This is a genomic window from Acidobacteriota bacterium (genome assembly GCA_039028635.1).
Classification (GTDB): domain Bacteria; phylum Acidobacteriota; class Thermoanaerobaculia; order Multivoradales; family JBCCEF01; genus JBCCEF01.
On sequence record JBCCHV010000054.1, the window covers coordinates 32,523 to 45,949 of the forward strand.

At 66.7% G+C, this 13,427-nt stretch carries 10 protein-coding genes; 7 read left to right on the plus strand and 3 right to left on the minus strand.

Translation table 11 applies throughout. The annotated features are described in order from the left end of the window. Positions 1-150: 150 nt before the first annotated feature. Positions 151-1,290, plus strand: coding sequence for an IS4 family transposase (locus tag AAF604_19155; protein ID MEM7051792.1), 1,140 nt, complete (start codon positions 151-153; stop codon positions 1,288-1,290). Positions 1,291-1,581: 291 nt separating this feature from the next. Continuing rightward, positions 1,582-2,025 carry a hypothetical protein gene (locus AAF604_19160; protein MEM7051793.1) on the plus strand — a complete coding sequence of 148 codons (444 nt, stop codon included), beginning with the start codon at positions 1,582-1,584 and terminating at the stop codon, positions 2,023-2,025. A gap of 96 nt (positions 2,026-2,121) precedes the next feature. Here the strand turns inward: AAF604_19160 and AAF604_19165 are convergent, their stop codons facing one another. After that, positions 2,122-2,733 (minus strand): carbon monoxide dehydrogenase subunit G, encoded by a 612-nt coding sequence (locus tag AAF604_19165; protein MEM7051794.1) that lies wholly within the window; start codon positions 2,731-2,733, stop codon positions 2,122-2,124. A gap of 117 nt (positions 2,734-2,850) precedes the next feature. On the opposite strand from AAF604_19165, the gene AAF604_19170 reads away from it, so the two are divergent. Further along, entirely contained in the window at positions 2,851-3,369 is a 519-nt protein-coding gene (locus tag AAF604_19170) for an avidin/streptavidin family protein (protein MEM7051795.1), read from the plus strand. Between the two features lie 89 nt (positions 3,370-3,458). Here the strand turns inward: AAF604_19170 and AAF604_19175 are convergent, their stop codons facing one another. Further along, positions 3,459-4,310: a PDZ domain-containing protein gene (locus tag AAF604_19175; protein MEM7051796.1), complete on the minus strand. Its 852-nt coding sequence runs from the start codon at positions 4,308-4,310 to the stop codon at positions 3,459-3,461. A 97-nt stretch (positions 4,311-4,407) separates the two neighbouring features. Further along, on the minus strand, positions 4,408-6,123 hold the full coding sequence (locus AAF604_19180) for a VWA domain-containing protein (GenBank protein ID MEM7051797.1): 1,716 nt from the start codon (positions 6,121-6,123) through the stop codon (positions 4,408-4,410). Positions 6,124-6,227: 104 nt separating this feature from the next. On the opposite strand from AAF604_19180, the gene AAF604_19185 reads away from it, so the two are divergent. The 4 genes from AAF604_19185 to AAF604_19200 form a co-directional block, all read left to right on the plus strand. Beyond that, the gene (locus AAF604_19185; GenBank protein MEM7051798.1) at positions 6,228-7,025 is read left to right on the plus strand and encodes a tetratricopeptide repeat protein; all 798 of its coding nucleotides are present in this window, start codon (positions 6,228-6,230) and stop codon (positions 7,023-7,025) included. Between the two features lie 78 nt (positions 7,026-7,103). Further along, entirely contained in the window at positions 7,104-8,891 is a 1,788-nt protein-coding gene (locus AAF604_19190) for a GAF domain-containing protein (GenBank protein ID MEM7051799.1), read from the plus strand. Next, a complete protein-coding gene (locus AAF604_19195; protein ID MEM7051800.1) occupies positions 8,888-9,526 on the plus strand; it encodes a response regulator transcription factor in 639 nt (212 codons plus the stop codon). Before AAF604_19190 ends, AAF604_19195 begins: the two co-directional genes overlap by 4 nt. A gap of 598 nt (positions 9,527-10,124) precedes the next feature. Next, positions 10,125-13,427, plus strand: a 3,303-nt coding sequence (locus AAF604_19200; GenBank protein ID MEM7051801.1) for a hypothetical protein, incomplete at its 3' end; no start/stop codon positions are given.

Below are 13,427 nucleotides of genomic sequence, written 5' to 3' on the forward strand. Positions count from 1 at the left end.
TCTTCTGCCCCTGCGGTTCGTTTCAGGGGGGCTAGAGGCCACTGCTGTCCCACAAACTGGGAGGGTAGAGGCAAGAAGGCCTGGTTTCTGAGTCCGTTGTTACAATGAAGGTGCGACCCAAACCATTGAAACAACGAAGGAAACCAGGCCTTGGCTCACAATTCTACCGTTCTCAGCCAGCTGCTCAAGCTGATTCCTCGACATGAATTCGAATCGGCGGCTCGTCGCCACCACCGAGGTCGTCGTTTGCGGTCGATTCGTCGCTGGGATCAGCTGGTGGCTCTGGCGACTGCGCAGTTGACCCGGCGAGCCAGCCTTCGGGACTTGGTCTCGAATCTCCGGGCTCAGAGCCACAAGCTCTACCACGTCGGGGCTCGACCGGTGAGTCGTTCTTCGCTGGCTCGGGTTAATCGGGATCAGCCGGCCAGTTTGTACCAGGAGATCTACGAGAAGCTCCTGGCCCGAACCTCTCCGCACGCTCCTCGCCACCAATTCAAGTTTCAGGGCAAGCTGTTCTCGCTGGATGCGACCTTCTTGAAGCTGACGGCCTCGATGTTTCCGTGGGCCAAATTCAACACCGCCAAAGGGGCCGCCAAGCTGCATATCGGCTTGGATCACGATGGCTACTTACCGCGATTCGTGGAGCTGACGGACGGCCAGAGCTACGACGGGGATTGGGCGAGAACCTTGGACCTTCCGGCCGGAAGCGTGGTGGTTTTCGACCGCGGATACGTCGACTTCAAGCTGTTCAAACGCTTGATAAGCCGAGAGATCCGCTTCGTGACCCGGCACCGTCGCGATCTGCGCTACACCGTCTTGGAGCGTCGCCCGGTCGAGCCCGACACTGGCTTGACGAGTGACCAGCTCATCCGCATGCAAGGCAAGAGCGGCTTGGTTCTGCGACGCATCGGTTATCGCGATCCCGAGTCCGGCAAGCACTACGTCTTCCTCACCAACGCCGAGGATCTGCCAGCCCTCACCATCACTCAGATCTACAAGGAGCGCTGGAAGATCGAGATCTTCTTCAAGTGGATCAAGCAGAACCTTCGGGTCTTGAACTTCCTCGGCACCAGTCCCAACGCCGTGCTCTCTCAGATCTGGGTCGCCCTCATCGTCTACCTCCTCCTCCAGCAACTCAAACTCAGAGCCAAGGTCGAAGGCTCTCTCCAGAAGATCCTCAGGCTCCTCCAGCTCAACCTCTTCGACCGAAGAAACCTCCTACAGCTCCTCAGACCACCGCCCAAACAACCCCCAGAGGAACAGCTCCAACTCCCGATCAACGCTCTCTGAAAACTTTGTGGGACAGCAATGGCTAAAGGCGCCCCCCTCGGGCGCGCGGCCCGGCTTCGCGCATGTCGCGCGCCCTCACCCCCATCCTCGGCGGCCTACGCCGCCGCCTCGCCCGGTGGGCTCGGGAGCCGCCTGCTGGTTAGCAGGCGGCTGCTCCTGTCAACCCGATTTCCGGTCGTCCCTTGGGCCGGGGCCGCTCGCTGAAGGCCGGCGGCGCGTCCGAAACGTTTCCTCCTCCGGCGGCACCTACGAGCGAAGCCCCTTCGTTAATTCGAACCTGAGGAGGTAACGATGCTTCGTAAGTGCGCTCTCTTTGCCGCCGCCGCCCTGGTCAGCGCCCTGCCGCTGGCAGCCCACGTCACGATTCAGTGTCCGGCCGCCGACACGGTGGTCGTCCACGCCATCCCGCACTCCGTCAACTCCTACTTCACGGCCAAGTCCGATGGCGTCGAGTTCGGCGGCTTCGGGGCCGGCTGGATTCCGTCCTTCGCCCTGCTGCAGGCCAGCATCGTGGTTTCCGACGGCTCCTTCGCTCTGCGCTGCAACTACGGCACGCGAAAATTCTTCGAGACCCTCGAGAGCGGCACCTCGGCGAACTTCCAGGCCTGCTCTTTCCCTGACGGCGGCAAGACCTGCGTCGGCTCCCTGGATCAGTGCGCCCTCGACTGCCCGGAGCAGCCCGAGGACAACGCCGCCGACTTCCCGCACCAATCCGCGGCTCAACCCAGCCGATAACGCGGTCGGGCCGCTCGGGAAGGACCCTCGAGCAGCCCCAGCCCGCTGCCACAGCGCTGGCGCCAGTCTGGCCGGGCTCTCAGCAAGAGATTCGGACTAGAAAACGACCCAGTAGAGAAGCGCCAGCACCAGCAGAACGACGCCGATCAGCCAGACCGGCTTCGGAATCACGTCCTTGGCGACGTCCTTCGCCACCCGCGCCGCGAACTCGGCCTGCGTCGGAGCCTCCGCAGGGGGCGCCGCCTCGGACGCCCCATCCTGCCCTCCCTCCCGGACTCCAAGGGAAGCTCCGAGCCCTTCCAGGCTCTGGCGCACGATGGACTTCGCGGAGCTCTCCACCAAGCGCTGGCCGACGCTCGCCACCCGCCCTCCGACCTGCGCTTCGCCTTCATAGCGGAGATGGGTCTTGCCGTCGCGATCCTCCAGCCGAACGGCGCCGGTGGCCTTGACGAACCCGGGAGCTCCCCGGCCATCGACCTGCATGGTGTAGCCGTTGGGGGGATCGATGTCGACGAGGGCGACCTTGCCCTGGAACTTGCCCTGCACCGGCCCGACCTTGAGGTTGAGGATGCCTTGATAGGCCCCTTCGCCGGTCTGTTCCAGCTTGTCGCAGCCCGGCAGCACCGAGGCCAGCACGACAGGATCCTGCAGCGCTTCCCAGACCGCTGCGCGGTCGGCGTCGAACGTGTACTCTCCGGCGATCTTCATCCGCGAGCCTCCTTGTCTTGGCGAGGCTCCATCATAGCGGTAGTGACGGCAAAAGGCCTCGCCACCGGGAGCCGGGAGGAGATAGAGTCCACGGCGACCGATGGGAGATCCGACACGATGAGCCACCACCGCAAGCCGCCCGTCCGCCGCCTGACGATCCTTTTCCCGCTCTGTCTCCTCCTCACCGTGGGCTGCGTCAGTGGACAGGCCGCTCCAGCTTCTGCGACGGCTTCCGCAGCGTCAGCGGCGGGACCTTCCGACACCGACTGCGAGCGCCTCGCCGGCGAGTGGGTCAACGAGCTCGACTCGGTGCTCGCCATCGACTCCATCGACAGCACCAGCGGACGCATCGAGGGGCGGTATATCTCATCGACCTCGACCGATGGTCGAACTTTCCCGATGATCGGCTGGAGCAACGACCGCGAACCGGAGGCGGAGGGACATCACGCCCGAGTCGTCACCTTCACGGTCCACTGGGGCGACTACGGCAGCCTCACCGCCTGGACCGGCTACTGCTTCGCCGACGACGGGCGCCCGACGCTGCGCACCAACTGGAATCTGGTTCGCCCCAACAGCGAGTTCCGCTGGGACCACATTCACTCCGACAGCTCGGTCTTCGTGCCCCGCTCGCAGTAACGGCCACGAAAAAAGGGGACCGCCACGGGTCCCCTTTCCAAACGGCTCGCGACCGCAGGTTGCGAGCTCTTCTGACCGCCGAGCCTCCCTCAGTCGCCGAGGTCGAGGCTGAGGGCGCTGCAGTCCGCGTCGTCGCCATTGAGGGTGCAGGAGCAGTCGCCACCGTCACAGTTGACCTCGATCTGGCAGGCCTCGTCACCGCAGTCGAAGTCGAAATCGAAGTCGAAATTTCCACCCGAGGTCGCGATCTCGGGGCAATCGCCCTCGTCGCAATCGAGAACCACCACCTTGCGGTTCTCCCGCACGATGTGATGACGGTCGCCATCGCCACTGCCGAGCACGAAGATGTTGGCGTCGCCGGAGTCGAAGCCCTCGCATTCGCCGTCTTCGCAGCGGAAAGCAAAGCTCGACAGGCCGCTTCCCTTGCGCTCTTCGACCGCCACCGAAAGAACCTCCTGACGGCCATCCCGCCACAGCTCGATGGCCGCTGCCTCGCCTTCTTCGAGCCCCCGCACCTTCTTCGACAGGCCAAAGGCGCTCGCGACACCCTCGCCATCGATACCGGTGATGATGTCGCCGACCTCGATGCCGGCCGTCTCCGCCGGGCTGTCGGCCATCACCTGCGAGACGATGACGCCGAAGTCGCCGGAAACGCCGAAGTGCTCGCGCAGCTCGGGCGACAGCTCGGTCAGAGCCACCCCCAGGAAGCCGCCACCGTGGACCCAGCTCAGCGGGCCGCCTCCGAGACCGACGTGATGGCCGTCCTCACCGATGAAGAGGGCCCGAACGTCGTCCGAAGAGGGGCAGTCGTCGCCCTCGCAGGGGCTCATGAATTTACGGATTTCTACGCGCTGGGCGTCGTCGCCGGCGGACGCCACCAGCGAGACTCCAACGGCGATCAAAAGGGCAGACAGACCGAGGACCAGAGACTTCTTCATCATGTTGAGTTTCTCCACCTGTGTTGTGAGATCGACAGGAGCTCCCGCCCCGCTTTCGACCCTTACAACCCCGCAACGGGAGAAAGGTTCCCGCGCCCCGTCAGCCGACCTGAACCACCCGACGAATGAAGGACGTCTTGCCGGAGAACTCATCGCGTAAGCCAACCGCGACTTCCTGCGACCCGGCCCGCATCAGCAGCTCCGCCTCGTAAGTGATGTGCTGCTGCTGGGCGCGCTCGAACTCGGCGGCGGGAATCACCAGCGGAATCGGCTTCTGCTCCGGCACGGACGTGCCGCCATCGCGGTTGATCGCCGCCACCACCACCACCAGCCGACCATGGTAGGCGTCGCCCTGCGGCACCATGGCGATGGAACCGATCGGGATCTCGACTTCGACGGGCACCTGGTAGAAGCGATCGCGCCGGGCCTTCGGCTTCGCCGTCTTCACCCGCAGCCCGTGCGGGTTGACCCCAACCCCGTGATGGAGGGACGCCAGCACGCCCTCGTTGAGGCGCGTTTCGAGGGTCTTGTCGCGATAGCCGGCGCGGTGGCGCAGCTCGTAACCCCTGACCTTGTTCTTGAGCTTGACCTCGATCGAGTGGTACCGCCCGTCCCCGTTGTGGGCCGGCAGGTAGCCGAGGGAGTAGTAGTCGTCGAAGTCCGTCGCCATCTGGTCGAAGGCGAGCTTGAAGTTGTTGGTGTTGAACACCGAGCGGCCACCGGTGTCGCGGGCGATCATCTGCAGGGGCTCGCTCATGTTCGATTGCTCGATGAAGTCGAGCTCGATCTGGGAGCCGCCTCGCGCGGCGCCGCGATTCACCGCCGACACCGAGGAGCGTGACTTCAGGCCCGCCGCGTCGAGGGTGTAGAAGGTCACCCGATTGGCATTGGCGTGGGAGATCAGCTCGCGATACTGGGGTCGGGCGTTGTAGCGCTGGGCACGGAGCTGGCCTCCGACCCCCTCGACCTGGCCGAACTCGATGTCGAGCAGGCGAAAGAGGTCCTCCGCGGCGGTCATCGGCATGCCTTCGCTGACGTGGAGAATCGCCTTGCGACCGGGCAGCCCACCGAGGGAGCTGATCAGCTCTTTGAGGCCACGAATGCTGGTGCGAACGTCCTGGAATGCGGAGCCGGCGTAGCTCTCCACCGCCACTTCCGCCGTCTGCAGGCTATCGCTCGCCTCGATGCGCTGAATCACCTGCCGACGCTCTTGCTCGTTCTGGACCGCGAAGGCGGTGAGCTTCTCGGTCTCGCGCAGGGCCTTGGCGATGGCGGCGCGGTCCGCCGTGAAGGGCTGACGGATGTTCAGCGAACGCTCGAAGGTCGCCACCAGAACCCGATCTTCGGGACCGACATAGGAATCGAGGAAAGATTGCACCTCGCGCGACACCTTGTTGCGGCCAAAGGGCTTGAGGTAGAGATTGTCCAAGTAGACGATGAGGTGAAGGCGCTGGTCCTCCGAGACCTGCGGCTGCTCCACCGCGATCGACTCCGGAACCTCGCCCTCGGGCACCGGCAGGTTGGGAACCCCCAGGGCCCGCGGTCGCTTGCCTTCGCTGCTGACGGCAGTGAAGTTGCTCACCAATTGACGCCGGCCGTCTTCGTAGACCTCGAAGTCGTCCTTGGTCAAGCCGCGCACCGGGTTGCCCTGCCGGTCGGTGACGTAGACCTCGACATTCACCAGGTTGACGTCGAGGGACTCGAAGAAGACTTGCGAGCCGGCGGAATCGTCACTCGCGGCCGGATCCTGGGCGGAGGCATAGAAGCCGGCGGCGAGCAGGAGGGTCAGGATGAGCAGAGCGGATCGGGTTTTCATGGCGGTCGTCATTCTCCTCGCGGGCAAGATCTCGCTTCCTGCCAGATGCTAGCAGCAGTGGCCGTCGGTCGGCCCGCGAACCCATCCTTGGTAAGCTCTCAGCCATGAGACGCCTGCTTTTCCTCGCCATGATCGTGCTCCTCGCCGCGACTCCCCCGACCCTCGCCCAGACCGAAGCGAAACGCGCCGGAGAGCTCCTCGAAGGGGCCCAAAAGGATCTCGAAGCGGGACGCGTAGACGAGGCCCGCGGACGCCTCCTGCGGGTCATCGAGATCGGCGGCAGCCGGCGCCAGCAGGCCGACGCCCACGTCGGCCTGGCCCTCATCGCCCAACGCCTCGGCGACCTCCCGGAGTCGGCGAGCCGCTTCCAGGAAGCGCTCCGCCTGATCCCCACCCACCGGCAAGCCCTGCGCGGCCTCGCCGGCCTGATGGGCCAGTCCGGCTCCTACACGGAAGCGGCCTCGACCTACGGCTTGATCCTGCAGCAGGCACCGGACGACGTCTCGGCCCGCCTCGGCCAGGTGACCGCGCTGATCTTCGCCGGCGAGCATCGCCAAGCCCTGGCGAGTATCGAAGCCGGCCTCGAGGCCTCTCCCGAAAGTCTCGATCTCAAGGACGTGCTGGCCCGACACCTCGCCGGCTGCCCCGATCTCGAGGTGCGGGACGGCGACCGTGCCCTCACCCTGGCCCTCGAAGTGGCACGCCAGGTACCGACGCCACAGAGCCTCGAGACCCTCGCCATGGCCTATGCCGAGACCGGCCGCTTCGAGCAAGCCGTCGAAGAGCAAGACCGCCTGCTCGAGGCCTACGGTGACAAGGCCGGCAGCGAGCTGGTGGCGCAATGGCGACGCAACCGCGAGCTCTACTCCGCCGGCAAGCGCTGCTGCGCTGATTCCTCCTAGCCTTCGCCAGGCTGCCGTCCCTGACTAAGGTGGGTGGTCCCCGAGGTAGGGCGACCGCTAGACTGCTGCGCGAACGTCATGGGCCTGCAAGAAGACAGCAACCTCGGGGTCGAGCGCCTCCTCAGCCAACAGGAAGCGCTGCGCCAGGTGATCGAGGAGATCAGCAGCGAGCTCGAGTTGCGCCCTCTCCTCACCAGCATCGTGCGCCAAGCCTGCGAGCTGCTGGTCGCCCACGACGGCAGCATCGGTCTCTATGACCACGATCGCGGTGTGCTGCGCATCGCCGCCGTCTATCGCATGCCCGAAGGCGAGCTCGGTTCCGAGGTCGCCGTCGGCCAGGGACTCGCCGGCCAGGTTCTGCTGCGCCGTGAGCCAGTCGTTCTGGAGCGCTACGGCGACGTCCCGGAGCCGGTCCTGCCAGAGCTCGCCGAGAACGCCGTTCTGGGGGTGCCGATCTTCTGGCATGGCGACCTGATCGGATTCTTCGGTATCGGCGCCCAGCCGCCACGCCGCTTCGATCGCAGCGACGTCGACATCCTCAGTCTGTTCGCCCGCCACGCCGCGGTGGCGATCGTCAACGCCGAGCGCTACCAGCGCGAGAAGGAGCGCGCCGAGCGCCTCGACCTGCTCGCCCAGGTCGCCCGCATCATCGCTGCCGGCCTCGACCTCGACGATCTTCTAGACAACGCCGCCGAGGCGATCCACCGACTCCTCGGCTATGCCAACGTCGCCATCCCGGTGATCGACCCGGCAGAACCCGAAACCCTCGTCCTGCGCGCCGTCGGCGGCAGCTACCGCAACCTGATCCAGGAGGTCTACCGGCTTCCCGTCGCCCAGGGCATCATGGGAGCCGCCGTCCGCGAGCGCCGGACGATGCTGGTCCAGGACGTCCATCGCGACTCGCGCTATGTGCCGACACCCGGCTCCGAGGCGATTCAGGCGGAGCTCGCCGTGCCGATCCTCCTCGCTGGCGAAGTCCTCGGCGTCCTCAACGTCGAGACCTCCGGAACGCTGACCTCGGAAGACGCGGCGAGCCTGGAGATCGTCGCCGATCACCTGGCGGTGGCGATCAAGAACGCCTCCCTGTTCGCCCAGGCCCAGCGCCTGGCGGTGCTCGAAGAGCGCCAGCGGCTGGCGCGGGAGCTCCACGACTCGGTCACTCAGATGCTGTTCAGCGCCACCCTCATCGCCCAGGCCGTCCCGCAGGCCTACCAGCGGGATCCGCAGGAGGGCGAGCGCCGACTGGCGCGCCTGCTCGAGCTCAACCGCTCCGCCCTCGGCGAGATGCGCGCCCTGCTGCGCGAGCTGCGACCGGCCGAAGAACCCATGCCCCTCAACAGCGGCGAGTTCCCTCGACCGACGATCTTCCGAGTGCGGCGCGATGGACTCCTGCCGGTGATCGACGACCTGCTGGCGGAGCTCGAGCGCGATGGTCTCGAGGTGACCCGCCAGTGGTCCGACTACAGCCGCCAGTCGGCGGACCTCGAGGAAACCCTCTTCCGGGTCACCCAGGAGTGCCTCAACAACATCTCGAAGCACGCTCGAGCGAAAAAGGTCACCCTCACCCTGCAAGCGAGCGACTCCCAGGTTCGGCTGGCGGTCGAGGACGACGGACTCGGCTTCGACGCCCGGCAGGCCCTGGCGCGACCCGCCTCCGAGTCCGGTATGGGCGTGCTGTCGATGCGCGAACGGATTCGCGCCCTCGGAGGAGACTTTCGCCTCGAGAGCTTCGTCGGCCTCGGCACCCGGGTGGCCGCGCGCCTGCCCAAGGAATCGCCGGCGGACGATCCGCCGGTACCCCAGTCGGAGGGCACCTCGCCCTTCGGCCCGCGGCAGGAGCCAAGAAAAGCCAAGGAGACGCGATGAGCCACAACATCTCCATCTTGATCGTCGACGACCATCAGATCGTGCGCGAAGGGCTGCGGACACTGCTCGGTGAGTTCGACGATCTCACCGTCGTCGGCGAGGCGGGTAGCGGAGTGGAAGCCCTGGAGCAGGTCGCGAGCCTCGACCCGGACGTCGTCTTGATGGATCTGGTGATGCCCGAGATGGGCGGCCTCGAGGCGATCGCCGAGCTCGGCAACCGTCAAGCCCGCGCCCGCATCCTGGTGCTGAGCAGCTTCATCGAAGACCACATGGTGCGCCAGGCGGTGGAGGCCGGTGCCCTCGGCTACCTGCTCAAGGACGCTTCGAAGGGCGACCTGGTGAGCGCCATTCGGGGAGCCGCCGCCGGCCGACCGGCACTCCATCCGGAGGCGCAGCGCATCCTCATGCAGCGCGTCCAGCAACCCTCCCCCTTCGACGAGCTGACGCCGCGGGAGAAAACCGTCCTCGAGCTCATCGCCCACGGCCGCAGCAACAAGCAAATCGCCTCGGCCCTCCACCTCAGCGAAGGAACCGTCAAAGGCTACGTCAGCATCATCCTGTCGAAGCTCGCCGTCGACGATCGCACCCAGGCCGCACTCCTGGCGGTGCGCGAGGGCTTCGTCACCAACGCCTGACGTCGGCCGAGACCTGAGACGGGGCTCTCAGCCACCACGGGAGCCGAGAGCCTGGGGCCAACGCGGGCTCCCTCCAAACATCAGCGGCAGAATTGGTTCGTTGGCCGGGCGCAGCCATCGGTCTCTGTCGCGACTTCACCAGCGCAGGTGAAGCCCACCGGGTCCGCCTCCGATCGAGAGTCGGCGCGAGAGGCCCGGTCACCCCTTCTCGAGGCAGCGGACATTTGTCCGGACATCTTTCGGACATCTTCCGGACATCTTTTGCACAGAAACCTGTGCAAAAAGGCCACTTTCGGCCGGCATGATCCTTGCCCTATGGGTTGATGACCCGGACAAACGGCTCGAGGAGTGCTCCGGGATGGAGTGATGACTTTTTGTCTTCCCAACGCCCCCACCGCCTGCCTCCGTCGACCTCGACTGATGGGCCGGGCAAGCCCTGCCGCGACCGAGCGATGTCGCCGCGCACCTGGGGTCTGGCGGACTTGATCTGGGCGGCGGAACGAGCAGCCCAGAAGGCGCGACGGGAAGACGAAGCAACGGAACGATCGACCGCCAAAGAGCTCGAGGCCCCACCCCGAGCCGACGAGGAGCAAACCGAATGACTCACCGCAGTGCAGGCCGAATCTGGAAGACCTGGGGTTTGACGACGCTACTGGCTCTCCTCCTCGCGACTGGCGCTCACCTGGCCCAGGAACCGCCCCCCGGCAGCGTGATCTTCGTCGACGGTTTCGAAACCGGAGACACCTCTTCCTGGAGCGACCGCTTCCCGCGACTGACGATCGGATTCCTCGAGCCCCTTCCCGGCGGCTGCCTGGGCGAACTGCGGCCGGATGTCGCCCTTTCTTATAGCGGTCCCGGGGACCTCGAGCCGGACGTCGCCACGCTGATGCTGTCGGCCAACGACGATCCGCTGGCGGTGCGTTGCGGCGCCGCCGGTGGGCGCATCGACTGCACTCTGCTCGAAGACCTTCCGGAAGGCTCGGTGGTGCTGGCCGCCAGCGTTACCGACGACGCCAGCCACTTCGCTTCGAGCGCCTCGGTGAGCTTCTCCGTCGACGCGGGCGCACCCCTGGCGGTGGACACCGCGCGCGTCACGCTCACCTTCGATGGCTCTCAAGTGAGCGTTTCCGGTGGCCCGGAAGCTGCGGAGTCTGGGGCATCGGTCAGCGCCATCGGTCCCGGTGGGGGCGGCAACACCACCGCAAACCTCGACGGCTCCTTCCTCCTCAAGCTCGGTGCCGGAGCCGGCGACAGCCTCTCCCTGCGCCAAACCGACTGCGCCGGCAACACCGGCCCGTCCGCCCTGGTTACGGTTCCCGGCCAGGGGGAGGACCTGCCGCCCAACCCGGCGGAAGTCGCCCCGCCAATCGATCCCACCGTCGCCACCGACTTCGCCACCGAGATCGAGTTTCTTACCGAGGGCCCCAACCCGATCCAGACCGGCGTCGCCCCCGGCGCCCTCGACGATGACCGCACCATCGCCGTGCTGAGGGGGCGAGTGCTCTCGCGGGCCGGCGCGCCCTTGCCGGGGGTCAAGATCACTTGCCACGGCCATCCCGAGCTGGGTGAGACCAAGACCCGCGCCGACGGCATCTTCGACCTCGCCGTCTCCGGCGGCGGTCCTCGGGTGGTGGTCTACGAGAAAGACGGCTACTTGCCCCTGCAGCGGCGCCTCGACGTCCCCTGGCGCGACTTCGCCTGGGCCCCGGACGTGGTCATGACGCCTCTCGACCCCGCGGTCACCGCCATCGCCGCCAATGCCGGGTCGATGCAGGTGATGGTCGGCACCGAGGTGACCGACGAGGACGGCACTCGCTGCCCGGTGGTGCTGGCGCCGGCCGGCACCGACATCGAGATGGAGCTTCCCGATGGCTCGATGCAGAGCCTCGGCACCGCCAGCCTGCGGGTCAGCGAGTTCACCCTCGGCGCGATGGGGCCCGACGCCATGCCGGCCGATCTGCCGCCGGCCTCGGCCTACACCTGGGCGGCGGAGATCTCCGCCGACGAAGCGAACGCCGCCGGCGCCACCGAGGTGCGCTTCAGCCAGCCCTTGGTCCTGCACCAGGAGAACTTCCTGGGCTTCCCCATCGGCGAACCGGTACCCACCGGCTACTACGACCGCGAGAAGGCGGCCTGGGTGGGAGTCGAAGACGGCCGCGTGATCGAGATTTTGTCGGTCGATGGACAGGGCCGCGCCGAGCTCGACCTCGACGGTTCCGGCCAAGCGGCGGACGCCGCGGCACTCGCGGACCTCGGAGTGACCGAGGCGGAGCGCATTGAGTTGGCGAGCCGCTATGCGATCGGCACCAGCCTGTGGCGAGTGCCGATTCCTCACTTGACGCCCTACGACTGCAACTGGCCCTTCCAGCCGCCGGGCGATGTCGAGCTGCCACCGGCAGACGACAACGAAGAAGGCGACGACTCGGACGATTCGGACCCCTCGGATCCCGATGGCGAGGAGGATGCCGATCGCGACGACCCGATGCAAGACGAACCGGACTGTACCGGCGGCTCGGTGATCGAGTGTCAGAACCAGATCCTCGGTGAGGCGGTCTCCATTCCCGGTACCGGTCTGGCCTTGCACTATCGCTCAGACCGAACGCCGGGGCGCCGTGAAGGCAAAACCCTGAGCGTGCGAGTCACCGGCCCCACCGTTCCGGCGTCCTTGCAGCGCGCCGAAGTCATCGTCGAGGTCGCCGGCCAGAGGATCTACGAGACCTTCGAACCGCTACCGAACCAGTTTCTGCAGCTCTCCTGGGATGGTCGCGACGGCTGGGGCCGAAACACCAACGGCCGCACCCAAGCGCGCATCGCCAAGCGCTTCTGCTATCAGCTCGAGTACAACCCCTCCGTCGGGCCCGAGTCGCGTCGCTCCTGGGGGCGGTTCGGTGAGGTCGGTGGCATCTTCCCGAGTCAAGTCCGCACCGCCGGCGTGGTCTGCACCGAACGGGTGCGGCGCACCAACCTCTCGGAGCTCGGCGCTCCGCTCACCCAGTGGGATGCCCGCAACACCGGCCTCGGAGGCTGGACCCTGTCGCCGCACCACACCTACGACCCGGACTCCCGCTCCCTCTACCTCGGCACGGGCGATCGGCGCACGCCAAGGCCCTTCGGCGTCGCATCGAAGCGCGCCGTCGGCACCGGCGAGTACAGCTCGAATGGCGACTTCGGACCGGCCGAGCAAGCCGCCGTCCGGCGGCCCTGGAGCATCGCCGTGGCTCCCAACGGCACCCTCTACCTCGCCGACGTCTCGAGCGGTCGGGTCCGTCAGGTTTCGCCCGATGGCATCATCACCACCTTTGCCGGCGGCGGCGGGCAGTGCACCGAGCAAACGATCGGCGACACCGCCACCGAGTGCGGCAACGGTGGGCCGGCTCACCTCGCCAAGCTTTCCCATCCGGCATCCGTGGCGGTGGAAGAAAACGGCGGCGTGCTGATTGGTGACATCGGTACCGACTGCGTACGCCGCGTCGCTCCCGACGGCACCATCTCGACCGTCGCCGGCGACTGCTTCTTCAACTTCCTCGATCTCGCGGTCGAAGGTCTCCCCAGCGGCCGAGCGACGCCCGACCTCGAAACCTCGGCCTTAGGCTGCGACGGCTGTCCGGCAACCTCTGTCAGCCTGCGCTGGCCGGGAGCCGTTCTGGCGACCCCCGGCGGCGGCTTCTGGGTTGCGGATACCAACAACCACCAAGTTCTCCGGGTCACTCCGGACGGCATGATCGAGCGCGAGGTCGGAGATCCCACGGCCACGGGCCTGGGCGACGGCGGCATGGCTCGCTCGGCTCGGCTGTCGAACCCCACCGGCCTTGCGAGGGACGCCGAAGGCAACCTCTACATCGCCGATCGCGGCCACGACCGCATTCGTCGGGTGACGCCTGCGGGAGTTATCACCACCGTC

What these genes read in the sequence shown, in the direction of transcription:
- AAF604_19160 (MEM7051793.1), top strand. Translation starts at nt 1,582, where the DNA reads ATGCTTCGTAAGTGCGCTCTCTTTGCCGCCGCCGCCCTGGTCAGCGCC.
- AAF604_19165 (MEM7051794.1), bottom strand. Translation starts at nt 2,733, where the DNA reads ATGAAGATCGCCGGAGAGTACACGTTCGACGCCGACCGCGCAGCGGTC.
- AAF604_19170 (MEM7051795.1), top strand. Translation starts at nt 2,851, where the DNA reads ATGAGCCACCACCGCAAGCCGCCCGTCCGCCGCCTGACGATCCTTTTC.
- AAF604_19175 (MEM7051796.1), bottom strand. Translation starts at nt 4,310, where the DNA reads ATGATGAAGAAGTCTCTGGTCCTCGGTCTGTCTGCCCTTTTGATCGCC.
- AAF604_19180 (MEM7051797.1), bottom strand. Translation starts at nt 6,123, where the DNA reads ATGAAAACCCGATCCGCTCTGCTCATCCTGACCCTCCTGCTCGCCGCC.
- AAF604_19185 (MEM7051798.1), top strand. Translation starts at nt 6,228, where the DNA reads ATGAGACGCCTGCTTTTCCTCGCCATGATCGTGCTCCTCGCCGCGACT.
- AAF604_19190 (MEM7051799.1), top strand. Translation starts at nt 7,104, where the DNA reads ATGGGCCTGCAAGAAGACAGCAACCTCGGGGTCGAGCGCCTCCTCAGC.
- AAF604_19195 (MEM7051800.1), top strand. Translation starts at nt 8,888, where the DNA reads ATGAGCCACAACATCTCCATCTTGATCGTCGACGACCATCAGATCGTG.